This is a genomic window from Streptomyces yatensis, from assembly GCF_018069625.1.
In the GTDB taxonomy this organism is placed as follows: Bacteria; Actinomycetota; Actinomycetes; order Streptomycetales; family Streptomycetaceae; genus Streptomyces; species Streptomyces yatensis.
Genome location: NZ_CP072941.1, coordinates 4406688 through 4430354 on the forward strand (window position 1 = coordinate 4406688; position 23667 = coordinate 4430354).

The 23667-nt window shown below is 72.3% G+C and carries 16 protein-coding genes; 10 read left to right on the forward strand and 6 right to left on the reverse strand.

Annotated features, from left to right (window positions below):
* Window positions 1–19 precede the first annotated feature (19 nt).
* Entirely contained in the window at window positions 20–631 is a 612-nt protein-coding gene (locus J8403_RS18135; protein WP_246585889.1) for a TetR/AcrR family transcriptional regulator, read from the forward strand.
* 9 nt (window positions 632–640) lie between these two features.
* Here J8403_RS18135 and J8403_RS18140 read toward each other — a convergent pair whose 3' ends face one another.
* Window positions 641–2107: a glycoside hydrolase gene (locus tag J8403_RS18140; protein ID WP_211124115.1), complete on the reverse strand. Its 1467-nt coding sequence runs from the start codon at window positions 2105–2107 to the stop codon at window positions 641–643.
* A gap of 291 nt (window positions 2108–2398) precedes the next feature.
* On the opposite strand from J8403_RS18140, the gene otr(A) reads away from it, so the two are divergent.
* On the forward strand, window positions 2399–4387 hold the full coding sequence (gene otr(A), locus J8403_RS18145) for a tetracycline resistance ribosomal protection protein Otr(A) (protein ID WP_211124116.1): 1989 nt from the start codon (window positions 2399–2401) through the stop codon (window positions 4385–4387).
* A 6-nt stretch (window positions 4388–4393) separates the two neighbouring features.
* On the opposite strand, the gene J8403_RS18150 is transcribed toward otr(A), so the two are convergent.
* Both J8403_RS18150 and J8403_RS18155 read right to left on the reverse strand, forming a co-directional pair.
* Entirely contained in the window at window positions 4394–5890 is a 1497-nt protein-coding gene (locus J8403_RS18150) for an IPT/TIG domain-containing protein (RefSeq protein ID WP_211124117.1), read from the reverse strand.
* A gap of 99 nt (window positions 5891–5989) precedes the next feature.
* Window positions 5990–6742: an IPT/TIG domain-containing protein gene (locus J8403_RS18155; RefSeq protein ID WP_211124118.1), complete on the reverse strand. Its 753-nt coding sequence runs from the start codon at window positions 6740–6742 to the stop codon at window positions 5990–5992.
* 463 nt (window positions 6743–7205) lie between these two features.
* Here J8403_RS18155 and J8403_RS18160 point away from each other — a divergent pair, with 463 nt between their 5' ends.
* The 5 genes from J8403_RS18160 to J8403_RS18180 are packed head-to-tail and all read left to right on the forward strand — an operon-like array spanning window position 7206 to window position 15168.
* Window positions 7206–8909 (forward strand): S1 family peptidase, encoded by a 1704-nt coding sequence (locus tag J8403_RS18160; RefSeq protein ID WP_211124119.1) that lies wholly within the window; start codon window positions 7206–7208, stop codon window positions 8907–8909.
* Window positions 8906–11452, forward strand: coding sequence for a serine/threonine-protein kinase (locus J8403_RS18165; RefSeq protein WP_211124120.1), 2547 nt, complete (start codon window positions 8906–8908; stop codon window positions 11450–11452). The genes J8403_RS18160 and J8403_RS18165 overlap by 4 nt, the downstream gene beginning before the upstream one ends.
* 19 nt (window positions 11453–11471) lie before the next feature.
* Window positions 11472–12956: a VWA domain-containing protein gene (locus J8403_RS18170; RefSeq protein ID WP_211124121.1), complete on the forward strand. Its 1485-nt coding sequence runs from the start codon at window positions 11472–11474 to the stop codon at window positions 12954–12956.
* A complete protein-coding gene (locus J8403_RS18175) occupies window positions 12953–13885 on the forward strand; it encodes a hypothetical protein (RefSeq protein ID WP_211124122.1) in 933 nt (310 codons plus the stop codon). Before J8403_RS18170 ends, J8403_RS18175 begins: the two co-directional genes overlap by 4 nt.
* A complete protein-coding gene (locus tag J8403_RS18180; protein ID WP_211124123.1) occupies window positions 13882–15168 on the forward strand; it encodes an ABC transporter substrate-binding protein in 1287 nt (428 codons plus the stop codon). The genes J8403_RS18175 and J8403_RS18180 overlap by 4 nt, the downstream gene beginning before the upstream one ends.
* A gap of 6 nt (window positions 15169–15174) precedes the next feature.
* Here J8403_RS18180 and J8403_RS18185 read toward each other — a convergent pair whose 3' ends face one another.
* A complete protein-coding gene (locus tag J8403_RS18185; protein ID WP_211124124.1) occupies window positions 15175–17073 on the reverse strand; it encodes an MFS transporter in 1899 nt (632 codons plus the stop codon).
* A 202-nt stretch (window positions 17074–17275) separates the two neighbouring features.
* Entirely contained in the window at window positions 17276–19927 is a 2652-nt protein-coding gene (locus tag J8403_RS18190; protein ID WP_211124125.1) for a D-alanyl-D-alanine carboxypeptidase family protein, read from the reverse strand.
* Window positions 19928–20182: 255 nt separating this feature from the next.
* On the opposite strand from J8403_RS18190, the gene J8403_RS18195 reads away from it, so the two are divergent.
* From J8403_RS18195 to J8403_RS18205, 3 genes are all read left to right on the forward strand, one after another.
* Window positions 20183–20932, forward strand: coding sequence for a GOLPH3/VPS74 family protein (locus J8403_RS18195; protein WP_211124126.1), 750 nt, complete (start codon window positions 20183–20185; stop codon window positions 20930–20932).
* Window positions 20933–21312: 380 nt separating this feature from the next.
* Window positions 21313–22206: a helix-turn-helix domain-containing protein gene (locus tag J8403_RS18200; RefSeq protein ID WP_014054303.1), complete on the forward strand. Its 894-nt coding sequence runs from the start codon at window positions 21313–21315 to the stop codon at window positions 22204–22206.
* Between the two features lie 193 nt (window positions 22207–22399).
* Entirely contained in the window at window positions 22400–22609 is a 210-nt protein-coding gene (locus J8403_RS18205) for a DUF397 domain-containing protein (protein ID WP_059148857.1), read from the forward strand.
* A 133-nt stretch (window positions 22610–22742) separates the two neighbouring features.
* Here the strand turns inward: J8403_RS18205 and J8403_RS18210 are convergent, their stop codons facing one another.
* Window positions 22743–23570, reverse strand: a complete 828-nt coding sequence (locus tag J8403_RS18210; protein WP_211124127.1) for a hypothetical protein — start codon at window positions 23568–23570, stop codon at window positions 22743–22745.
* Between the last annotated feature and the right edge of the window lie 97 nt (window positions 23571–23667).

The following is a 23667-nucleotide window of genomic DNA, read 5'->3' on the forward strand; positions in this document are numbered from 1 at the left end:
CCGGGCCGAGGAAGAGGAGATGACGACCATGCAGGGGACGCCCAAGAGGCCCCGCCGCGCCCCCACCCCCGAGGAGCGCAAGCAGTGCCCGGAGCGCTCCCGGCGGCTGCTGATGGAGGCGGCCAGGGACGTGTTCTCCGAGAAGGGGTTCGCGGGCGCCCGCGTCCAGGACATCGCGGACCGGGCGGGCCTCAACAAGCAGCTGATCGCCTACTACTTCGGCGGCAAGGAGGGCCTCTACCGGGAGCTCACCCGCGAGTGGCTGGCGCGCGAGGCGACCTTCAACGACCCCGCGGTCCCCTTCGAGGAACTGGTCGTCCGCTATCTCCGGGAGGCGTTCGACGACCCCCGCGCCATCCGGCTGGCCGTCTGGCGCGGGCTGACCGGCGATGAGGCGGCGGACGAGCATCCCGAGGACCTGTCCGATCTGCGACGCCGGCAGGCGGCGGGCGAGCTGGCCGACGACCTCGACCCGGCCGCCGTGCTGCTGATGTGCTACGCCGTGGTCTCCGCGCCCGCCACGATGCCGCACGCCGTCCGCCAGATCTTCGGCATCGATCCGGGCTCGCGGGAATTCCAGGAGCGGTGGGAGGAGCAGCTGCGCCGCATCATCCGCCATCTGGCGGCGTGAGACCCCGCCCTACTCCACCACCCCGTCGATCTGGAACGTCTGCACCGACTTCTCGGCGAACGGAACGCTCAGCCGCTTGCCGTCCAGCGCCGTGTCCCGGCGCGCGGTGTACAGATCGCCGGTGCCCGAGGTGTGGGTGGACCAGCGCGGCACCAGCCCGCCGGCGCCCCCGGTGACCTGGCCGAAGCGGGACAGGTCGAAGGTCAGCGTCTGCGCGGCGCCGGGGTTGACGGCGACGAGCACGAGCCGCCGCGCGCCCGGGTCGTACGCGGCGACGGCGTGGTCCGAGCCGGTGTCCAGGATCCGCATCCCGGGGCGGATGTGCCGGGTGAACTGGGCGAGCACGTAGTACTTGGTCTGCACGGCGCCGGGCCGGGCGGAGTCCGGGTCGTAGTGGATCAGCGCCCAGCCGGCGCTGGGATCCATCACTTGCCAGTAACACCACGCGGTGGGGTGCAGCCAGCGGAAGTCCAGGCAGAGGTTGGTGGCCAGGGTCAGCCCGGTGCCGTCCTTGTCGCCGGTCTCGGAGTTCCAGAGCTTCTTACCGGCCGCACGCACATCCGTGTACAGCAGATCGCGGCGGCCGCCCGAGCCCTGGTAGCCGTGGACGTTGACCTGGTCGACCAGCGCGCGGGTGGCCGTGTCGAAGGAGCCCCAGGTGGCGCGGGCCAGGTCGTAACCGGTCTCGTCCGACGCCGAGATCCGGGTGCCGGTCAGCCCGCGCGCGTCGAGCTCGGTACGGAGGTGGCCCAGGACGGTCCGCTGGACCGCCGCGTCGATATGGCAGCCCTCCTGCGTGCCGTCGGCCTTCCACCACGCGGAGGACGGCTCGTTGAACGCCTCGACGGTGGCGAAGCGGACGCCCCAGTGGTCCTGGGCGTAGCGGGCGGTGGCGGCGAGATAGAGCGCGAACTGGCGGTAGTTCCAAGGCTGAAGGTTGTTGCCGCCGTCCGCGGCGCCGGACGGGTTGTGATTGAGGCACATCCACCACATGGGCGAATTGGAGAACAGCTCGCTGACGGCGCCGCGCTGGACGGCCTTGACGAGTGCCGCCCGCTGGACCGCGTCGGCGCCCCAGTGCCAGGCGGAGGAGGCGGGGTCCTCGCTGTTCCAGTCGTGCCAGTAGCCCTCGATCTGCTTGAACCGGGGGATGTTGGGCGAGGCCACCATGGACGCGCCGCCCACGCTGTTCCAGGAGCAGCCGCCGAGGTTGTAGCGGGCGATGTTCAGCCCGAGGCCGGGCAGCGATGCGCCGCCGTAGGTCACGGCCTTGGTGGTGAAGAAGAGATCGGCGAAGTCGTCCCGCTGCCCGAAGAGATTGGCCCACCAGGCGAGCGAGGTGCCCCAGCCCTCCCAGGCCCCGTGGTCGGTGCCGGGGTCGACGCCGATGGTCTCGTCGGCCCAGGCGGTGCCGGTCATCAGCGCGGCGCCGAGCACAGTGGTGCCCGCCGCCGTCAGAAGCGTTCTGCGCCGCATCGTCCGTCCCCTCCGCCGCACCGGCCCCCGTCGCTTACGAAGCGTCGGGGCAGCGGCGGGCGTTGTCGAGAGGCGTGACAGCGCTTTCTAAGGATGGGCAGGCGGGCGAGCGGACGGCGGCCCGGCGCGGTGACGGGCCGTCGGTAATTCGGTTGCCTCCGCCCGTCCCCGTGTCCACGATGTCCGGGACCGCACCGCTACGAGCAGGAGCACAGGAGCAGCAGATGCGCCGATTCCTCGGAACGACCCAGCGCCCCTACCGGACGACCGTCTTCGAGGACTTCAGCATCCATGCCCAGCTCTCCACGGGTCTCCAGGACCCTGAACATCGGCGTGCTCGCCCATGTCGACGCCGGTAAGACCAGCCTCACCGAGCGGCTGCTCTACGACACCGGGGTGATCGACCGGCTCGGCAGCGTCGACGCCGGGGACACCCAGACCGACACCGGCGAGATCGAGCGGCAGCGCGGTATCACCGTGCGGACCGCGGTCGCGTCCCTCACCGCCGGGGACACCCAGCTCAACCTGATCGACACCCCCGGCCACTCCGACTTCATCGCCGAGGTCGAACGCGCCCTCGGCGTACTCGACGGCGCGGTGCTCGTGCTGTCCGCCGTCGAGGGCGTCCAGGCGCAGACCCGGGTGCTGATGAAGACGCTGCGGCGGCTGCGGCTTCCGGTGCTGCTCTTCATCAACAAGATCGACCGTGCGGGCGCCCGCGACGCGGGGCTGCTCGCCGACATCCGGCGCACCCTGGCGCCGCATCTCCTCCCCCTGACGGCGGTACGGGACCTGGGCACGCGGAACGCGCACGTCCGCTCGCGCTCCCTCGACGATCCGGACGTGCGCACCGAGGCGGCCGAGGTGCTGGCCGAGCTCGATGACGCGATGCTCGCGCGGGTCGTGGACGGCCCGCTCCCCTCGGCCGAGGAGGTGTGGGCCGCACTGGCGGCCCGTACGGCGCGGGGGCAGGTGCATCCGGTGTTCTTCGGCTCGGCGCTCAGCGGTCAGGGCGTCGGGGCGCTGGTCGAGGGGGTCGCGCGGCTGGTGCCGCCCGCGCCGGGCGGGACGGAGCCGCGGGGCACGGTCTTCGCCGTGGAGCGCGGTGGGGGCGGCGCCCGGGGTGGCGACGGCCGGTCCGGCGGAGGCGGCCGGGGTGGGCGGGGCGGCCGTACGGCGTATCTGCGGCTGTTCTCCGGTGAGGTGGCGTTGCGGCAGCGGGTGACGCTGCACCGCCGCGGGCCCGGCGGCGCGCCGACCGAGCACACCGGGCAGATCACCGCGCTGGAGGTCGTCGGCGCGGCGGGGGCCGCGCGGGGGCCGCTGACCGCCGGGAACATCGCGCGGATCAAGGGGCTGCCCGGGGTCCGGGTCGGCGACCGGCTCGGGCCCGTCCGCGACATCCCCTCGGACCGGCCGCACTTCGCCGCGCCCACCCTCCAGACCCTCGTCCACGCCCGCGAGCCCGGCGCCGCCGCCGCGTCCCGGCTGCACACCGCGCTGCTCGACCTGGCCGACCAGGATCCGCTGATCCACGCGCGGGCGATGCCGGGCGGGGCCACCTCGGTGCTGCTCTACGGCGAGGTGCAGAAGGAGATCATCGCGGCCACGCTGGTCCAGGACTACGGCGTCGAGGCGGAGTTCGAGCCGAGCCGTCCCGTGCTCGTCGAACGCCCCTCGGGGGTCGGCGAGGCCGGTCGTGAGATCGCCCGTTCCGGCCACACCGGGCCGTGGGCCACCGTCGGGCTGCGCGTCGAGCCCACCGCGCGCGGCGCCGGGGTGGTCTTCGGCTACGAGACCGAACTGGGTGCGCTGCCCCGCGCGTTCCACAACGCGATCGAGGAGACCGTGTACGACACGCTGTTCCACGGCCCCCGGGGACGCTCGGTGACGGACTGCCGGGTCGTCCTCGTCCGCTCCGGCTTCATCGGCCCGGTGAGCACCGCGGCCGACTTCCGCGATGTCACCCCCGTGGTGCTCGGGGAGGCGCTGGAGCGGGCGGGGTGGCGGGTGTACGAGCCGTACCACGCCTTCGAGCTGGAGCTCCCGCCCGAGACGCTCGCCGCGGTCACCGCCCAACTCGCCGCCGCCGAGGCGGATATCGGGGAGAGCGTGGACGGTGCCACGGGCCGGCTGCTCCGGGGCGAGATCCCGGCCCGCCGGGTGCACGGTTTCGAGCAGGTGCTGCCCCGGCTGACGCACGGCGAGGGGGTGTGGTGGTCCCGGCCGTGCGCCGACCGGCCGCTGCGCGCCGGGGCGGCGCGCGAACCGCGCGCCTAGGCGCCGCTAGATCCCGGGCTCCGCCACCCGGGTGTAGACGAGGCTGTTGCTGGTGCCGCCGGGCGTGGTGACCCGCACGTTCACCGGACCGGCGGCCCCGGACGGGGCGATGGCGGTGGCCCAGGTGTCCGAGACGACGGTGAAGGAGGTGGGTGTAGTGCCGAACAGCACCGTGCTGGTCATGGTGAGACCGCTGCCGAAGAGCGTGACGGTGGTCCCGGCGTCGAGCGGCCCCTGGGTCGGCGACAGGCTGGTGAGGGAGGGAGCGACGACATAGGTGTACGGGACGCCGTTGCTGGTGCCGCCGGGCGTCACCACCGTGATCTGCGCGGTGCCGCTGCCCGGCGGGGCCACCGCCGTGATCTGGGTGGCCGAGTCCACCGTGAACGAGGCCGCGGGCGTCGCGCCGAAGCGCACCGCCGTCGCGCCGAGGAGGTTGGTGCCGGTGAGGACGACGGTGGTGCCGCCGGTGAGGGGGCCCAGGGCGGGCGCGGCGCCGGTGAGGGTGGGGACGCCGACGTAGAAGTACGTCACCCCGTTGCTGGTGCCGCCCGGCCCGGTCACCGTGATCTGCACCGGCCCGGCGGCCCCCGGCGGGGCGACCGCGGTGATCTGGGTGGCCGAGGCGACGGTGAACGACGTGGCGGGCGCGGAGCCGAAGGTGACGCCGGTGACGCCGGTGAGGTCGCTACCGGTGAGCGTCACCGTGTTGCCACCGACGAGAGGCCCCTGGCCCGGGGACACGGAGGTGAGCGCGGGCACCGGCACCGCCACATAGCTGTACGCCAGCCCATTGCTCGTGCCACCCGGCCCCGTCACCGTGACCTGCACCGTGCCGCTACCCGGCGGCGCCACCGCCGTGATCTGCGTGGCCGACACCACCGTGAACGAAGCCGACGCCGAACCAAAACGCACCGCCGTCGCGCCCGTAAAGCCACTCCCGGTCAAGGTGACCGTATTGCCCCCGGCCGGCGGACCCTGCCCCGGAGACACCCCCGACAGCACCGGCACGGGCGCCGCCATATAGCTGTACGCCAGCCCATTGCTCGTGCCACCCGGGCCCGTCACCGTGACCTGCACCGTGCCGCTACCCGGCGGCGCCACCGCCGTGATCTGCGTGGCGGAGACGACGGTGAACGACGTGGCGTTGGCGGCCCCGAACCGTACCGCCGTCGCGCCGAGGAGGTTGGTGCCGGTCAGGGTGACGACCGTGCCGCCCGAGGCAGGGCCCGTCGTGGGGAAGATTCCGGTGAGAGCGGGCGCGCCGGCGTAGCTGTAGGCCACCCCGTTGCTGGTGCCGCCCTGCGTGGTGACCGTGATCTGCACGGTGCCGTTCCCCGGCGGCGCCACCGCCGTGATCTGCGTGGCGGAGACGACGGTGAACGATGTGGCCAGGATCGGGCCGAAGCGGACCGCCGACGGCTGGATGAAGTTGCTCCCGGTCAGGGTGACCAGGGTCCCGCCGCCGGGCGAACCGGCGGCGGGAGTGACGGAACTGATCACAGGAGGGGACGCCACGGCCGTCGAGGGACCGGTTCCTGTACCTGTGGCTCGAGGGGTACTCAAGGTGGATCTCCTTCTGGCGAGTCGTCCCACGGGTGATCAGATGCCGGGACCGGCCACGTACTGGAACGGGGTCGCGGCGGTGGCGCTGCCGGCCAGGTTGGTGACCGCGATGTCGGCGGGGCCGGGCTGTCCGTCCGCGGTGGGCGGCGAGACCGCGGCCAGGCTGGTGTCGCTGATGACGTTGAACGACGCCGCGACACCGCCGAAGGTCACCGATTGGGTGGTGGACAGGTTGGTGCCGGTGATGGTCACCGCGGTGCCGCCGGAGGGCGGGCCCGAGGTGGGCGTGAAGCCGGTGACCGTCGGGGTGTTCACATAGGTGTAGGAGAAGCCGTTGTTGCTGCCGCCCGCGGTGGTGACGCTCACCCCGACCGACCCGGCCGCCGCACCCGCCGGTACGACCGCGGTGATCTGGCTGTCGGAGACGACGGTCGGCGTCGCCGCGTTGCCGCCGAAGTTCACGGCGGTGGCGGTGGACAGTCCGGTGCCGTTGATGGTGACGGTGTTGCCGCCGGCGAGCGGCCCGGCGCTGGTGCTCAGCGAGGACTTGAAGGGGGCGCCGACGTAGTAGAAGTTCAGCGGGTTGCTGGTGCCGCCCGGCGTGGTCACGGTGACCGGCACCACCCCGTTGCCGGACGGCGTGGTGACCGTCACGCTGGTGGCGTTGTTGGCGGTGATGGTGGCCAGCTTGCCGCCGAAGCGCACGGCCGTGGCACCGGCGAGATTGGTGCCGGTGATGACGACGGTCGTACCGCCGGCGGACGATCCCTGACTGGGTGAGATGGGCATGGCGCAGTCCCTCCTGAGGTGAGGTGAGCTGAGGTGCGGGGCATCGAGGTAGACGGGACCGGGCGGGCTGGACCCGCTCGCGCTCACGGAAATCCGGTGCGCGACCGCGGGCGTTGGGGCACCCGCCCGGTCCTCCTCGCGCTACGCCTGGCGCCCGGCTCCGGCGAGGACGCGGCGCCCCCAGCGCCGAAAGACAACGGCGGGGGTTCCACCGCACACTTTCAGTAATCCATCCGACGTAGCCCGCCACAAGAAGGGTGACGCCACGTCACCCGAATGGCCGGGCGTACGGGATGGGCCGGGCCGGGCACCGCACGCGCCCGGCCTGCCATCCCGCTCCACGCCGTTCCGGCACGCCCCTTTCCGGGCCCGGTTCCACCCCTCACCCGTTCCCGTGACCCATCGGACGGACGGGTCACTTCCGTACCTCCCGGGCGTATGCTCTTGCCACATGGGGGCGGAAATGGGCATTACCGCCGATGAGACCTCCAGCGGGGGCACTTGGCGGGTAAGGATCCGGAGTTCGGTCGGTGACGTCCTGGGCGCCGGAATCCTTCTGGGCAGCGAGACGGTGCTGACGTGCGCCCATGTGATCCCCGACGACGGGCTCCCGGTGCCCGCCACCGAGGTGCTGGTCGACCTGGTCGAGGTGCCCGACGCCGCACCGGTCCCCGCGCGCGTCGCCGACGGCGGCTGGGTGCCCCAGCGCTCCGACGGATGCGGCGATGTGGCGCTGCTGCGGCTGGACCGGCCGCAGCCCGCCGAGCACGCCGCGCCGCTCTACCGGCTGCCGCCGGTGCTCGGCCGCCCGGTGTGGATGGGCGGCTTCCCCAAGGGGCTCGACAACGGCCACTATCTGCGCGCGAAGACCGCCGGGCGGGTCGGCCCGCGGGCGGAGTGGGTGGGGCTCGACCCCAAGTCGCCCCGGGATGTCGTCCGTAAGGGCTTCAGCGGCGCCGGGGTGGAGGACGAGGCGACCCGGCATGTGATCGGCATGGTCGTCAGCCGGTACGACGACCCCGTCGGCGTCCCCTCCGCCGAGCGCCTCAGCGTCTCCTACATGATCCCGGTGGAGACGATCGTGCGCCATCTGCCGGTGGTCCACCGCTGGTTACGGGGCGACCCCGGGGTGGACCGGCCGCTGGTCTCCCGGTTGACCACCGGCGTCCAGGACATCGGCTTCGCCCAGCGGCTCGCCGTATGGCTGCGCCGGGAGCCCCTCACCGGGCGCCCGGAGATCGCGGATGTGGAGACGGTGGTCATCGAGGACGACGACCACGCGCGGTACGAGGCGCTCAGCCGCGCCATCACGCTCGCCGACCGCGAGTTGTCGGGCGGCGGCCCCAACGAGGCGGTCTCCGCCGCGCCGCACGGCACCGTACCGCCGCTGGGCAGTGTGGACCTGGCCATCGACGTCACCGGCCGCACCGACACCGAGGTGGCGCTGCGGGTCGCGGACCGGATGGATCTGCGCTCGCCCGGCGACACCTCCCCGCTCAGCCGGGTCCGGGCCAACGCGGTGCCACTCACCATCGTGGCCGTCGGCGTGGACCGCGCCCGCGATCCGGAGGCGCTGGTCGGCTTCATGAAGCTGCTCGCCGACCGGGGCGGCCGGCTGATGCTGGTCTTCCGCGATCCCCACTCCCGTGGACTGCGCCTGGCCGAGCGGCTGTTCCGCCCCGAGGCGGCGCGGATCGACGGCTGGCTGGACGAGCTCGCCGCGCGGGTGGCCCTCGCCGCCGACCGCGAGCACGAGGCGGCCGAGCGCGGGGCGCGCCGCTCGTCCCTGTCGGACGCCGAGGACGCGACGGCCTTACGGATCAACCTGACCCGGCTGCGCTCCGACCCCGAGCTGCGCTCCCACCGCATCGTCGCCAAGCTGGCCGCGTTCGAGCACACGGTCCGGACGGTCGCCGAGCGGGCCGAGGAGACGCTGCGGGTGATCGAGGCCCAGCAGCCCGCGGTCCAGGAGCTCAAGTGGCAGCTGGTGTCGTACACGGCGATGCTCGGGAGCAAGGCGGAATCCGAGCGGGCCGAGCTGATTCCGCTGCACCGGGCCGCGGTGCGGCTGCTGGCCACGGTGCCCTGTGATCTGCCGGAGGCCCGCCGCGCCGTCGACCGGTTCGTGGCCGCCGTGCACACACCGCCGGAGGGGGAGGCGCCATGACGGACGGCAAGCGTCCGAACGGCGGTCGTCCGGACCACAGTCGTACGGGCGGCAGTCGTACGGGCGGCAGTCGTACGGGCGGCGATCGTCCGGACCGCGGTGGCCCGGACCGCGAGGGCCCGCGCTGCAATCGCCCGGACTGCCGCGGCGAGGGCCTGGGCCGGATCAACGCCCGGGGGTTCTGCACGGAGTGCGGCCGCAGGGCCCTGCCCACCGCCCCCGAGCCCACTCCCCCACCCGCCCAGGGGCGGACTGCCCCGCCCACCCGGCCCGGTGAGGCCCTGACGTCCGAGTCCACCGCGACCACGGCCCGTGCCCGCCGCCGCGATGTGGCGCGGAAGTTCACCGTACGGCCGGCGGGCGAGGACCCGCTGGCCCTGCCCCGGGTCGAACTTCCCTCGCTGCGCGACCTGGTGATGGACGATCCGCATCCCCCCTCGCGCGGCCAGACCTGCGGCTGGGAGGGGTGCGAGGAGATCGTGGGCGCGTCCTACGCCGGGCAGCCGGCGCTCTCCAGGGGCTACTGCCCGCGCTGCCGCCATCCGTTCGACTTCGCCCCGCGGCTGAGCCCCGGGGATCTGCTGGGCGATCAGTACCGGGTGATCGGCTGTGTGGGGTACGGCGGGCTCGGCTGGGTCTATCTCGCCGAGGACACCCAGCTGGACGACCAGCCCGTGGCCATCAAGGGGCTGATCAACAACGAGGACGAGGCGGCCCTGCGGACGGCGGTCGAGGAGCGCCGCTATCTGACCATGCTCGATCACCCCGGCATCGTCCGGATCATCAACTACGTCACCCAGCCCGACCCCCGGGACGAGACCGCGCTGGCGGGCTACATCGTGATGGAGTTCGTCGGCGGGATGACCCTCGCCCAGATCAAGGACCACATCGCGGACGCGGTGAGGCCGTACGACGGGCCACGGCTGTACGAGCACATCCTGGCCTACGGCTGTCTGGTGCTGCGCGCGGTGGGCTATCTGCACGGCGAGAAGCTGCTGTACTGCGATCTCAAGCCGAGCAATGTCATGCACTACGAGGACAGGGTCAAGGTGATCGACCTCGGCGCGGTGCGGCGGGTGGGCCAGCGGGACGGCGGGCCGCCCGTGATCACCGAGGCGTTCGCCGCCCCCGAGGTGCTGACCCGGGGCGTCTCGGCCCTCACCGAGCGCCATGACCTCTTCGGGGTCGGCAGGACGCTCGAAGAGCTCTCCGACAAGGCCACCCGGCAGGCGCAGCGGCCGCCGGGGCTGGGCGCCGAGTCCTACCGCCGGGTGCTGGCCCGCGCCACGGCGGCCGACCCGGAGCGGCGGTTCGGATCGGCCGCGGAGATGTCCGAGCAACTGTGGGGCGTCCTGCGGGAGATCCACTCGCTGCGGCTGAGCCGGGAGCAGCCGCAGCCGTCCACGCTCTTCGCCCCGACCTCGGCGCTGCTGGACTCCTCGCTGGGCCGGATCCCGGACCTGGAGCGCTGGCTGGACGGGGAGCCGCGCCCGCTGCTGGCCTCCGGGCTGCCCCGCCCCGAGCAGGTGCCGTCCGGGCTGCCGGTGCCGTTCCCGGACGCGGCGGATCCCGGCGCGGCGCTGCTGGGCGTGCCGACCGACAGCGGGCCCCGGCGGCTGATCGAGCAGCTGCACGCCTTCCCCCGCCCCTCCGCCGAGATCCGGCTGCGCACCTGCCGCGCCTTTCTGGAGCTGGGTGAACGGGAAGCCGCGGCCGCGGAGTTGGCGATCGCCGTGGAGCTGATCGGCTCCGCCGCCCCGTACGACTGGCGGCTGTCCTGGCACCGCGCCCTGCTGCGGCTGGCGCACGGCGCGGTGGCCGACGCCCGGGGGCAGTTCGACGAGGTCTACAGCGCCCTGCCCGGGGAGTACGCGCCCAAGCTGGCGCTGGGCTACTGCGCCGAGCACCTGGGCGACCACGAGGCCGCCAAGCGGTTCTACGAGGCGGTGTGGCAGCGCAACCGCTCGCAGGGCAGCGCCGCGTTCGGGCTGGCCCGGCTCCGGCTCGCGGCGGGCGACCGGGGCGGCGCGGTGGACATCCTCGGCGGGGTGCCGAAGGTCTCCCGCCACTACGACGCCGCGCGGATCGCCATCGTGCGGGTGCTGTCGGGGCGGCTGGGGCACCCCGACGCCCTGCCGACGGCCGAGGATCTGGCGGAGGTGCGCACCCGGCTGCCGCGGCTGTATCTGGACGAGGGGCGGGAGTCCGGCCCGGCCCGCGACCGGCTGACCGCGGAGTCGCTGGAGGTGACGCTGGACTGGGCGGAGCGGCAGTCCGGTGCCGGGGAGCGGAGGGGTGAGCCCGCCGGGCGCGCCCGTTCACGGCGCTGGGTGCGGAGGGGGCGCGCCGCCGCGGCGACCGAAGCGCTCCGGAGGGGAACCGAACCCCCGTCGCTGGTGTATGGAGAGTGGGAGGACGAAAGCGCGCTGCGCGCCGAATTGGAGCTGACGCTGCGCCGACTGGCCCGGCAGGCGGACAGCCCCGAGGCGCTCGGTGCGCTGATCGACCACGCGAACGCCATCAGGCCGGTGACCCGGGTCTGACGTCTGACAGGGGGATCAGATGAACGAGGACCGCAGAGAGCGACCACATGCCCCGGGCCCGGAGGGCGCGGACGGGGGTCCGGCCCTCACCCTGCGGGTGCATCAGAACAAGTACCTGCCCGCCTCGGCGGGCCGCACCGAGATGCACGCCATCGTCAGCGTGCGGGCCCGCGGCCTGGGCCCGGCGGCGGCCCGTACCGCCGCTTCGGAGGTCATCGTCATCGACTGCTCGATGTCGATGAGCTGGCCGCCGACGAAGATCGCGGCAGCGCGGCGGGCCACCGCCACCGCGGTCGGCATACTCCGCGACGGCACCCGTTTCGCGATCGTCGAGGGCACCGAGCAGGCCCAGGTCGTCTATCCGTTCACCGGCGGCATGGCGGTCGCGGGGCCCGACACCAAGGCCGCCGCCGCCCGGGTCGCGGCCCGGCTGCCCGCGGTCGGCGGCACCGCGATCGGCTCCTGGCTGGATCTCGCCCGCCGGCTCCATCTGCGGCAGCCCGCCGCGATCCAGCACACCCTGCTGCTCACCGACGGCCGCAATGAACACGACCCGCCCGGCTATCTCGACAAGGTGCTGGACGCTTGTGCCCCGCATTTCACCTGTGACGCGCGCGGGATCGGCGACGGCTGGGACGCCACCGAGCTGAAGCGGATCGCCCGCCGGCTGCACGGCAGGGCCGACGCGGTCCTGGAGGACGCCGCGCTGGCCGCCGAGTTCGAGGATCTGGTCTCCGCCTCGATGGCCAAGGCGCTGGCCGGGGTGCGGATCCGGATCCGCACCCGGGCGGGCAGCCGGGTCGGCTTCGTCAAGCAGGTGCACCCCACCCGGGTGGACGTCACCGACGAGGGCGTCCGCCCCGATGAGCGCACCTGGGAGTGGACCACCAAGGCGTGGGGCGACGAGACCCGCGAGTACCAGGTGTCCGTGCTCGCCGATCCGCGGGGCGATCCGACGGGTGAGGACGTCGAGCTGGCCACCGTGGAGCTGGCGGTGGAGGGCGACACCGCGCTGCCGCCGCCCGAGCCGGAGTCCCTGCTGGTCCAGTGGACGGACGATGTGCTGCTGTCGTCCCGGATCGACCCCCGGCTGGCGCACTACGACGCCGACTCCGAGCTGGGCCATGCCATCACCGCGGGCTGCGACGCCTACGAGGCGGGTGACCGGGACCGGGCCCGCCGCCAGTGGGCGCGCGCCGTCCAGCTCGCCCATCAGCTCGGCAGCGAGAAGATGCTGACCCGGCTGAGCGGGCTGGTCCACATCGTCGACGCCGCCACCGGCGAGGTGCGGATCCGCGAGCCCATCCGGCCGCTGGACCTCAACTCGGCGATCATCGTGTCGGAGGAGAGCGTCCACTTCGTGGGGGTGGACCGCCCGGGGGCCGCCGCGCCGCCCGCCGCGGATGTCATCTGCCCGGCCTGCGGGCGCCGGTCGCCCGCCACCGCCGAGTTCTGCCAGCAGTGCGACACTCCGCTGGGCGCCGAACCGGGCGGCGCGACATGAGCGGCACCCGCGCCTTCCTGGTCCGCCGGCTGACCGCCCTGCTGGTGGTCACGGCGGTGGCCGTGACCACGCTGTTGGCCGCCTACTACGGCGTCAGCCGCAACTCCGCGGCGGTGACCGACCGCTCCACCCCGGCGATCCTGCAGGTCGCCGCCTCCATCGACGCGCTGAACGCCTCCTATGACGAGGCGAAGCGCAGCATCTCGAGCCCCACCGCGGAGTTCGAGGGGCTCAGCGAGGAGTACCGCAACCAGCTCTCCACGGCCAAGCAGAGCCTGGCCCAGGTGTCCAAGAGCACCATCGGGGGCGAGTCGGCGCGCGGGTCGCTGCGCACCACCGCGGCGCTGGTGACGTCCTATGGCGACACCGTCGAGCAGGCGTACGCGAACCGCGACAACCCCACGCTCCGCGATGCCTATCTGGGGTACGCCGACTCGATACTGCGGCATGGCCACAGCGGCATCCTCGACCGCCTGAAGGCGGTGCAGCAGCGGCAGTTCGACGTGCTGGACGACCAGACCTCCTTCGGCTGGCTGCTGACCTTCGCCTGGTGGCTGCTGGTGCCCGGGCTGTTCCTCACGCTGGCGGCGCTGCTGGTGCACACCCAGCGCTTCCTGCGGCGCCGCTTCCGCCGGCTGGTCAATCCCTGGCTGGCGGCGGCGACCGCGCTGCTCATCGCGCTGCTGCCGCTGGCCGCCTTCACCTATCAGACCCAGGACCGGCTGGAGTCGGCCGGGGCCAGCCTGACCCAGTCGGGCATCGGCCACAACGGTGGCCCCACCGCCAGAAAGGTGGCGAGGACGATGCGGAACGCGCACTGGCAGGCCGGTGCGGTCGGCTGGATACCCGTGGGCGGCGCCGTGCTGGCCGCGCTGATCCTGGTCGGTCTGCAGCCGCGTATCGACGAGTACCGGTTCCAGTCCCGATGAGCGCGGCGAAGCGGTCCGGCCAGGCCACGGCCACGGTCCTCGGGCTGTGGATGGTGCTGCTGTGTGTCGTGGGCGCCGGGGATACGAGCGGCTGGCAGTCGCGCGGCAGCGTCAGCGTGCTGGCCTCCTGGACCGGCGCCGAGGGCGAGGCGTTCCGGCACCTGCTGGACACGTTCACCCGGCGCACCGGCATCCATGTCGACTACCAGGGCACCACCGCGCTGCGCGAGGTGCTGTCCTCGGAGGTCGGCTCCGGAACGCCACCCGATATCGCCGTGCTGCCCAGCTCGGGCGAGCTGGCCGCCTACGCCCGCCAGCGCCAGCTCACCCCGCTGAACGGAGTCATCCCGAGCCACGAGCGCACGGCGTACGGGCAGCTGTGGACGCCCCGGCTGAGCGCCGACGGGCCGGTCTACGGCATCGCGGTCAAGGCCGACCTCAAGAGCATCGTGTGGTACGACCACGCCCGCCACCGTGACACGCTGCCCGGCCTCGCCGCCGACGGCCGCCAGTGGTGCGTCGGCATGGGCGACGACGCCACCTCCGGCTGGCCCGGCACCGACTGGATCGAGGATCTGCTGCTCCAGCAGCAGGGCAGATCCGTCTACCAGGACTGGGCCACCGGAGGGCTGCCGTGGACGGACCCGCGGGTGAAGCGGGCCTGGGAGAGCTGGGGGTCGCTCTTCGGCAGGGACACCGCGCGCACCGCGCTGACCACCGACTTCCGCGAGGCCGGGAGCAAGCTGTTCCACGCGGACCCGCCGTGCGCGCTGGAGCACCAGGGGTCGTTCATCCGCAGCGGCTACCCCCGACCGGAGAGGGCGGACTTCACCTTCTCCCGCAGCCTGCTCCCCGATGCCGACCGTGACTCCACCGCCCGGGAGGTGTCGGGGGACTTCGCCGCGATGTTCCGTGACACCCCGCAGGCCCAGGAGCTGATGCGCTATCTGGTCTCGGCCGACGCCCAGCGGACCTGGGGCCGGCAGACCGCCACCAAGAGCACCCACCCGTTCTTCGCCAACCCTGACGTTCCGCTCGACGCCCAGGGCGACGACACGGTGGACCGGAAGATCGCGGAAACCCTCCGGGACTCGGCCTCGCTGTGTCTGGACGCCTCCGACGCCATGCCCACCCGGATGCGGCTCGCCTTCCAGCGCGCCGCACTGACCTACCTCAGCGACACCACCAAGCCACCGGACGGGCTGCTGCGCAGCCTGGAGAAGGTGCGCCAGAGCCTGCGCCACACCCCTGACCAGCCCTGGCTGTCGACGGTCTGCGGCTGAGCGGGCTCACGGCACCATCTCGTCCGGGCAGGGCGTGCCCCGCGGCAGCTGGTACTTGCCCGTTATCCGGTAGACACCGGCCCGGGGGGCGTGCAGCACCGTCCACTCGTCCTCCGGCTGGCCCTCCTCACCGCCCTCGGTCTGCTTGGTGAGGCAGCCCTCGCGGTTGACCGGCAGCCGGTCGTCCTCCCCCTTCGGGGCGCGGACGCTGTGGCCGTCGTCGTCCACCAGGCCCAGCCACGGCGAGTACGGGATACGGATGAGCACCGGGCCCTTGGAGCGGACCGACAGCACCAGCTGATCGGCGCCCGCTCGCTGCACGGTGGCGGGCGGGTCGGCGATCTGCGTGGGGTCCTTGACCTCGTACAGCTTCCAGTTGGCGTCCGACCAGACCTGGCGCAGATACGGCAGCTCGGTGCCGAGCAGCTTGGCCTCCTGCTCCGCCGCGGTGTCCGGGTCGTCCGCGGGCAGCACCACATAGTGCACCGCCCAGCGCTTGAGCCATTCGTGGTAGCTGGCCGGGGTCAGGGTGTCCTCGCCGTAGAAGATCGGGTTCCGGTCGAGGTCGCGCTGGCGGTTCCAGCCGCGCGCCAGATTGACGTACGGGGCGAGCGCGGAGGACTCGCGGTGGCTGCGCACCGGAACCACCTCGACCCGGCCCCGGTCGGCCTTCTCCCGCTTGAGCCGGTCGACCAGCGGCGCCAGCTCACGGGCCCAGGACGCGGAGGGGGTGGTGTGGATGACGTCGTCGGCGGTCTTGACCCCCTGCCACACCGTGACGGTCGCGAGCGCCAGCACCAGGACGGTCCAGCGGCGGCCCGCGGGCGTGGAGCGCAGCTCGGCGCGCGGCGGCTTGCGCAGGGCGGTCAGCACGGCGATCAGCACCACTCCGCCGAAGATCATGCCGAGGCGGGAGATATTGGTGCCGATCTGGGAGGGAATCACCCAGGTGAGCACCACCCCGAAGCAGTAGAGCCCGGCCCCGACCCGCACCGTCGGCCAGGTGCGCGGTACGCACATCAGCACGGCGGCGCCGGTGATGAACGGCAGGATCACCGACCCGATGGTCATCGGCTGCTCACCGGAGAACGGGAACAGCCACGCCGACAGGCCGACCACCAGCGCGGGCGTGATCCCCAGCGCGTACGCGGCGGGCCGCCGCTTGGTCAGCCACAGCCCGGCGGCCACGACGCCCACGAACAGACCGGCCACCGGGCTGGACATGGTCGACAGCGCGGCCAGCAGCGCGGCCAGTATGAAGCGTCCCGTTTTGTGGTGCCAGCGCCGGGACCGCCACCTGCGCGGCCAGGCGAAGATCACGGCCACCGCCGCGAGCCCGAACATCGCGCCGAGCCCGAAGGTCACCCGGCCCGAGATGGCGTTGCAGGTCAGCGCGAACGCGCCGTAGAGGGCGGGCCACAACGGCCGCCGCACGACACGGCTGCGCACCAGCAGCAGCGCGAGCAGCCCGGCGGACAGCGTCCCCGCGATCACCATCGTCGAGCGGACGCCGAGGACCGCCATCAGATAGGGCGAGATGACGCTGTACGAGACCGGGTGCATCCCGCCGTACCAGGCCAGGTTGTACGCCGAGTCCGGATGCTGGAGGGCGAACTCCGCCCAGGCGTCCTGCGCGGCGAGGTCACCGCCGCTGTTCGCCAGCAGCGCCACCCACAGCAGATGCAGCAGCGCGGCGGCGGCCAGCGAGGCGCACACAGGATGGCGCAGGGCCGTCCGGGCGCGCTGGAGCAGCCCGCCGGAGGCGGCCCGGCCGCCCTCACGCTCCGCCTCGCCCGGGCCCGTCGGCTCGGCCGGCCAGCGCTGCGTGGGTACGCGTATTCGTGCGGCGGTGCTCTCCTCCGAGCCCCCGCTTTCATCGGCCCGTGTCGGATCCACGGTGGTCACTGCGGCTCTCCCCGTCTTCCCCCGAGGTCTGCCCCATCGTCCTCAACCCCGCACCGGGTCACTCCGGTTCGCATGCGGCGGGTCCAGGCCGGGGACCCACCGACGCTAGCACGCGCCGGCGGCCCCGAACCGCGTCGGGCCCCGGCGGCGTTTCGCGCCGGGGCCGCTCCGCTTGTCCCCTTGAACCCACTTCCCCGGTGGGTCAGCCGATACGGGTCAGTTTCGCGCCGAACGACGGCTCGGACAGGTCATCCTGCAGGGCCACCGGCGCCGTGAGCTGTCCGGGGCCCGTGCCCACGGTCACCTCGCCGACGACCGTGCCCGCCTTGGCCGAGTGCGGCACCTTCTTACCGCCGTCGCTAATCTTGATGTCGACCCCCAGACCGGACCAGCCGACCGCCTTCAGATCCTTGGTGGCGACGACCGGCGTGGTGCCGCCGAGCCCGTCGTCGATCTGGCCGACCACATCCCCCTTCTTGATGACGGTGGCCGAGGTGAGGGCGTCCTGCAGGGTGCTGATCAGCTTGTAGCTGTTGGTCTGGGCGAGCTGGAGGCTGGCGTCCAGCGTGGTGGTCGCGCGCTGTTCGAGGACGACACCGAGGATCCGCTGCTTCTTGCCGTCGATCGTCCGCACGGCGCCCCACATCAGCGCACCGCCGGCCGGGGTGGACGAACCGGTCTTGATACCGATCACGCCCGGCTTCACCAGCAGATTGTTGTTGTTGTAGATCCGGTCGCCGAGCCCCGGGATCTCGGTGTTGGGCGTCGCCACGACCGCCCGGAACGCCTCGGACTGCATCGCCGCCTTCGCCAGCTTCAGCTGGTCGGCCGCGGTGGACTTGGTGGACTCCTTCAGACCGCTGGGGTCGGTGTAAGTGGTCTGCTTCATCCCCAGGCTCTCGGCCGCGTCGTTCATCTTCTTCACGAACGCGTCGAGCGACCCGGCGTCCCAGCGGGCGAGCAGCCGGGCGATGTTGTTGCTGGAGTTGATCAGCAGCAGCTGGAGCAGCTGATGCTGGGTGAAGGTCTGCCCCTCCTTGACCTCCGCCCGCGACTCGTCGGCGGACTTGGCCTCCTCGGCCGCCTGCGCGTCGATCTTGATCTTCGGGCCCTGTGCGTCGCCCTTCAGCGGATGGTCCCTGAGCACCACATAGGCCGTCATGACCTTGGTGACGCTGGCGATCGGCACGGGCTTCTGAGCCCCGGAGGTGCCCAGGCTGCCCACGCCCTCGACCTCCGCGGCCGACTGCCCCTGGCTGGGCCACGGCAGGGAGAGCTCGCCGCCGTCGAAGCGGTAGGAGGAGTCGGCGGTGAGGTTCAGCGACGGCTCCGGCAGCGGCCGCAGCGCCTGGATGACACCCAGGATGATCACGAGCAGCGCGGCCAGCGGCGTCCAGATCTTGACCCGGCGGACCGCCGTCCGCATCGGCGTCTCGGGCTTGGGCGGCGTATTGGTCAGCTGCGCCAGCAGGTCGAGCGGTGCGGGCTGCTTGCCGTCCGAGGTCATCGGCGGCAGCGGCTGCTGCTTGGTCCGCTCGGCCTCGGGCACGCCGGCCGGCGGGGCGGCGGGGGCCGACGGCGCGGCGGGCGGGGCGGAGGGCTTCGCCGGGGCCGGGTCGTCGGGGGACCGCAGCGGTACGAACTTGCTGGTCCGCTCGTTGTCCGACTCACCGACGGGCTTCTTGCCGGGCGCCTTCTCGGAGGTCTTGGCCTCGGACGGCTTCTCGGACGGCTTCTTGTCAGCCGGGGGGCTGACCGCCTTGAAGGCGGTGGTCGGCTGGTCGACGCCCTTCCTGCCGTCCTTACCGTCCTTACCGTCCTTGCCGGGCTTCTCCGGGAGCACGCCGAAGGCGGCCGTCGGGCGGTCGACCGGCTTGCCGGAGGCGTCGTCGTCCGCGTCGGACGCGGCGGCCTTCCCGGACGCGCCCTTGGGCTCGCCCTCCTCGGCCCCCTCCTTCCTGTCCCCCTCTTTCTCGTCCTTGTCCTCAGCCTTGGCGTCGCCGTCCGCTTTGGGCTTCACCGTGCGGAAGACGGCCGTGCGCTGATCGACCGACGGCTTCGACGGCTCGTCGCCGTCCTCGTCACCCTCGGTGGCGGCTTCGGCCTCGGACGCCTCTTCAGCCGTCGCGTCGGCGCCCGCCTTGGGCTTGACCGTACGGAAGACGGCGGTCCGCTGATCCACGGGCGACTCCGACGACTCGCCGCCGTCCTCGTCCGCCTCAGCTTCGGCCTCTGGCGCACCCTCAGCCTTCGCGTCACCGTCCGCCTGCGGCGTCACCGTACGGAAGACAGCCGTCCGCTGATCCACCGACGGCTCCGAAGACTCCGCCGCCGGGCCGCCGTCCTCATCCGCCTCGGCATCGGCTCCGGTCTCGGAGGCGCCTTCAGCCTCTGCATCGGCATCGGCATCGGCGCCACCGGCGCCCTCCGCGTCCGCTTCCGGCTCCACGTCCGCCTCGGACGCATCCCCCTGGGGTGCTGCGTCGGGCGCACCGGAATCCGCCTCCGGCTCGTCCTTCGCCTCCGACGTCCCGGAACCTTCGCCCCGTTCACCATCGCGAACACCAGAAACCTTTGCGTCGTCCCCGTCGGCAGCCGGTGCCTTCGGTTCCGCTTCAGCCTCCGCTTCGGTCCTCGCCCCGGAGGCCGCCTCGGAGGTCACATCGGGCTCATCGGAAGCCGCCCGCGGCTCACCGGAACCCGACCGGAGGTCGTCGGACACGACGGCGACCGCCGTCGAGCCCTGGGCCGCCTCCGCTTCGCGCGAGATCGCGAGCCGCGGATCGCTTTCTCCCCTAGCCGTCTCCCCCGACGACTTCTGCTGATCCGACCTGCCGGGGGACTCGCCCGCCACCGATGCCTCCTCGATATGTGTCGCGGGACGCCCTACGCCCCGTGGCGTCACGTCCCGCAGCCCAAGCTCTACCAGTGTCCTGTGTGTCCGGCACGCGATGGCGCAACGCCACAGCCGGAGAGCGTCCTCAGGTGCCCGCCCACCCGCTAGACGAGAAAGACATACCTACTGGTTCCCACCCAAACCCCCCAGGCACTCTCGACAGACCAATGTGAGAGGGGTCACCCTGTCATTCATCCACGCGGGGAGGCATGGATGGGCAGGAGCCGCAGAACAATTCCGGAGGAGCTTCTGCTGCTCGCTTTGGACCCGACCACGGGTACCACGGCGCAGCCGCAGTCGCTCGACCTGGGTCTTGCCGGGGCACAGCTAGTGGAGCTGGCCCTGGCCGGACGGATAGCCCCTGACGGGGATCGTATCGCCGTGGTGCTGCCACGGCCGACCGGAGATCCGACTCTGGACTCCGCATTGGAGTTGCTGCGCCGACGCGGCAGCCCGGTGCGCGCGGTCCACTGGATCGGCGGGCCCCGGCTGGGGCTGCGCCAGACGTACCTCACGCACCTGGAGCGTTGCGGCATGGTGCATGCCGTGGCGGGCCAGATGTGTGGCGTACTGCCGACGACGCGCTACCAGGCGACGGACACGGCGATCAGCCGGGAGATCAGGGCCCGGCTGGACAGCGCGATCCGCACCGGCGTACCGCCGGACCCGCGGACCGCCGCGCTCGCCGCCCTGGCCCACGCGGTCGGGCTCGGCAAGCATCTGTATCCCGGGAACGAGGGGCGCTCCTCGCGCTCCAGGCTCCGGGATCTGATCCGGCACGACCCGATGGGCGGTCTCGTGGCGCACGCCGTGATGGACGTGCAGAACGGTGTCGCGGCGCAGCCACGGCGCGCACCGGCCCCGGGCCGACAGGCGGGAGCAGGCGCCGCGGCGGAGCCCGCGGCCGGCGTTCCGGCCCAGCCGTCCCGCCGCGGGAGCATGGCCCGCGTCGGAGCGCGCTGAGGCCCCTTCGGGGCACCACCGCACCACCACGTACGACCAGCCCGTCGAACGCACCAGCAGCCCGTCAGCGGGGCGGCGGAGACCGTTCCCGGCACCGTCCGGGGCGGAGCGCCACCGTCCGGCTCCGGGCCGCACCGAGCACCACTCACGCTCCACCGACCGCACCGCAGTCCCCACTGACCCGGTTCGGGAGCCGCTGAAGCGCGCGGGGTGGTGGGACGGCCGATTTGGACGACCGGCCGTCCCGCCGCCCCGCGCGCGCGTTCGTCCACCGTGGTGCGGCCGCCTTTGTGCGGCCATTTCCCAGCGCGCCCCCGTCCGGTAGTGGCAGGCTGCTGAACAGCAGAAATCAGCAGCACGAAGCCGGAGGTGCACGTCCTGTGACATCGAACGTCGGCCCCACTGTCCGGCGACGCCGGTTGGGCCAGGAGCTGCGCAGACTCCGCCAGGAGAAAGGCATGACGGCGGAGGAGGTGGCGGAGGAGCTGATGGTCTCCCAGTCGAAGATCAGCCGACTGGAGAACGGGCGCCGCAGCATCAGTCAGCGCGATGTGCGCGACCTGTGCCGCACCTACAAGGTGGAGGACAAGGCGCTGGTCGATTCCCTGATGCAAATGGCGAAGGAGTCGCGCCAGCAGGGTTGGTGGAACGCCTTCGGCGATGTGCCGTACAGCGTCTACATCGGATTCGAGACGGACGCGGCGTCCCTGCGGGTCTATGAACCCCAGGTGCTCCCCGGCCTCTTGCAGACACCGGACTACGCGGAGGCGGTGATCAGCGGCGCCCTCCCGGAGGCCCCGCAGGACCAGATCGCCCAGCGGGTCCAGGTCCGGCTCAGGCGCCAGGAGCGGATCACCGATCCGCTGGCCCCGCTGCGGCTGTGGGCGGTCGTGGACGAGGCGGCGATGCGCCGGGTGGTCGGCAACTCGAAGATCATGAGCGATCAGCTGGACTATCTGGTCCGGATGAGCCACGAGCCCCATGTGACGGTCCAGGCGCTTCCGTTCGACATGGGGTCGCATCCGGGGATGAGCGGGCAGTTCACCATCCTGGAGTTCTCGGACGAGTCGGACACCAGCGTCGTCTATCTGGAGGGCGTGACCAGCGACCTGTATCTGGAGAAGCTCAGCGATGTGCAGAGCTACAGCATGATGTACGAGCATCTGCGGGCCCAGGCGCTGAACGCGGATCAGAGCCGCCAGTTCATCACCGAGATGGCCCAGGAGCACGCCCGTCGGCACCAGGAGGAGGGCGAGGCCGCCCCGGCGGACTGAGGGAGGACGGGAACGCTCCGGCGCGAGGGATGAGGGGCGGAAGATACACCTCCGCACCGTGTTGCGGAAGGGGCCACGGGAATATGCCATCCGGTCGAGTGAATGGCCCGCTTTCCGGACGATGTTGCCGAGTAACGTCGGTGACGCCTCCAAACGGGGGTGGGTCTCATCGACAAAACGCATCGGAGCAATCGTGTCCATTCAGCAGGGAAAGACGAGCATGTGGGTGAAATCCTCGTACTCGGCCGGAAACGGCGCTTGCGTGGAAATCTCCTCCCCGGTCACCAGCGAGATCGCCGTGCGCGATTCCAAGGACCCCCAGGGACCGACGCTCAGCTTCGCCCCCGCATCGTGGTCGGCCTTTGTGTCCGACGTCAGCCGTGGCGCCTTCGACCTCGGCTGATTGACCTGACACCCGGCCGCGGCAGCGCGGTCGGCGGCGCAGGGCCGCAAGCCTGTACCCGAGCCCTCTCGACCGGTCGCCGTCCCTGCCGAGAGGGCTCCAGGCGTTTCCGGGGCATTCCCGCGTCGCCGCTTCAGCGGAGTTCTGCCACGTATTGGTCTGTACCGGGAATCGTCGGAATGAACGGCGCCATGAATTCCACCCGGCCCCGACCTGCATCGGCCACCTCACCGTCGAGACCGGTGAAACAGCGCTCCCAGCATTCCCGGGGATCGGACTGCAGGAACCAGAGCAGCGTCAGCCGGGTGTCGACCCCCTCGACCTGCCGCACATACGCCATCCGGTCCGAGGGCAGCGGGGTCGGCCGGAAGACCGTGACCATCGCGGCGGGCGAGCCCGCGAGCCGGCGCGGCAGATGTCTGGATCGGAGCCACGCGAGCAGTTCCTCCCGCTGCTCGGGGCCCTCGGTCTCGATCACCTCCAGCGCCAGCCCGGCGTAGGGGTGGTCCAGCGCGTGGTGATCGCGCGGACCTGCCGCCCCGTCCCGGTAGACGGTCGCCTCGTGGTCCTGGAAGGCCGTGAAGACATGCGTACGGTCCTGGTAGACCCGCCCGTCCCGGAGCAGCCGCTTGTTGATCCCGACCGTCCACCGCATATGGTCCGCGTAGCGCCCCTCGGTGAGCCAGTAGACGGAGAGGTAGCAGCCGGCGGTCACCGGTCGGGCGATCGCCGACTTCTCCGGATAGCGCAGCAGTTGCAGTTCGCGGGTGGCGACCCAGCGGCGGCCCGCGTAGATCCACGGCATGGCCATCGCGCCCGCGATGAAGTGGTCGTCCTCGTACCAGCGGTTGTAGGCGTACTCATGGCCCGGATGCGGCTCGACCATCGTGATCAGGGCATGCCCCGGGCGCACTCCGTACGGGCCGACGGAGGCCAGTTCCGCGTACGCGTCACTTGTCATGCCCCCCAGGTTTAGCTGACGAGACGTCAGTTGGGGAGGGGGCTGTCGGTATCAAGTGCGCGGAATCGGACGGCGGCCGTACGGCCGGGACTCGCCT

Bases quoted from the DNA above. Each gene is read 5' to 3' on its own strand.
- J8403_RS18160 (WP_211124119.1), top strand. From the start codon at position 7,206: ATGGGCATTACCGCCGATGAGACCTCCAGCGGGGGCACTTGGCGGGTA.
- J8403_RS18210 (WP_211124127.1), bottom strand. From the start codon at position 23,570: ATGACAAGTGACGCGTACGCGGAACTGGCCTCCGTCGGCCCGTACGGA.
- J8403_RS18135 (WP_246585889.1), top strand. From the start codon at position 20: ATGACGACCATGCAGGGGACGCCCAAGAGGCCCCGCCGCGCCCCCACC.
- J8403_RS18195 (WP_211124126.1), top strand. From the start codon at position 20,183: ATGGGCAGGAGCCGCAGAACAATTCCGGAGGAGCTTCTGCTGCTCGCT.
- J8403_RS18140 (WP_211124115.1), bottom strand. From the start codon at position 2,107: ATGCGGCGCAGAACGCTTCTGACGGCGGCGGGCACCACTGTGCTCGGC.
- J8403_RS18180 (WP_211124123.1), top strand. From the start codon at position 13,882: ATGAGCGCGGCGAAGCGGTCCGGCCAGGCCACGGCCACGGTCCTCGGG.
- J8403_RS18170 (WP_211124121.1), top strand. From the start codon at position 11,472: ATGAACGAGGACCGCAGAGAGCGACCACATGCCCCGGGCCCGGAGGGC.
- J8403_RS18165 (WP_211124120.1), top strand. From the start codon at position 8,906: ATGACGGACGGCAAGCGTCCGAACGGCGGTCGTCCGGACCACAGTCGT.
- J8403_RS18175 (WP_211124122.1), top strand. From the start codon at position 12,953: ATGAGCGGCACCCGCGCCTTCCTGGTCCGCCGGCTGACCGCCCTGCTG.
- J8403_RS18155 (WP_211124118.1), bottom strand. From the start codon at position 6,742: ATGCCCATCTCACCCAGTCAGGGATCGTCCGCCGGCGGTACGACCGTC.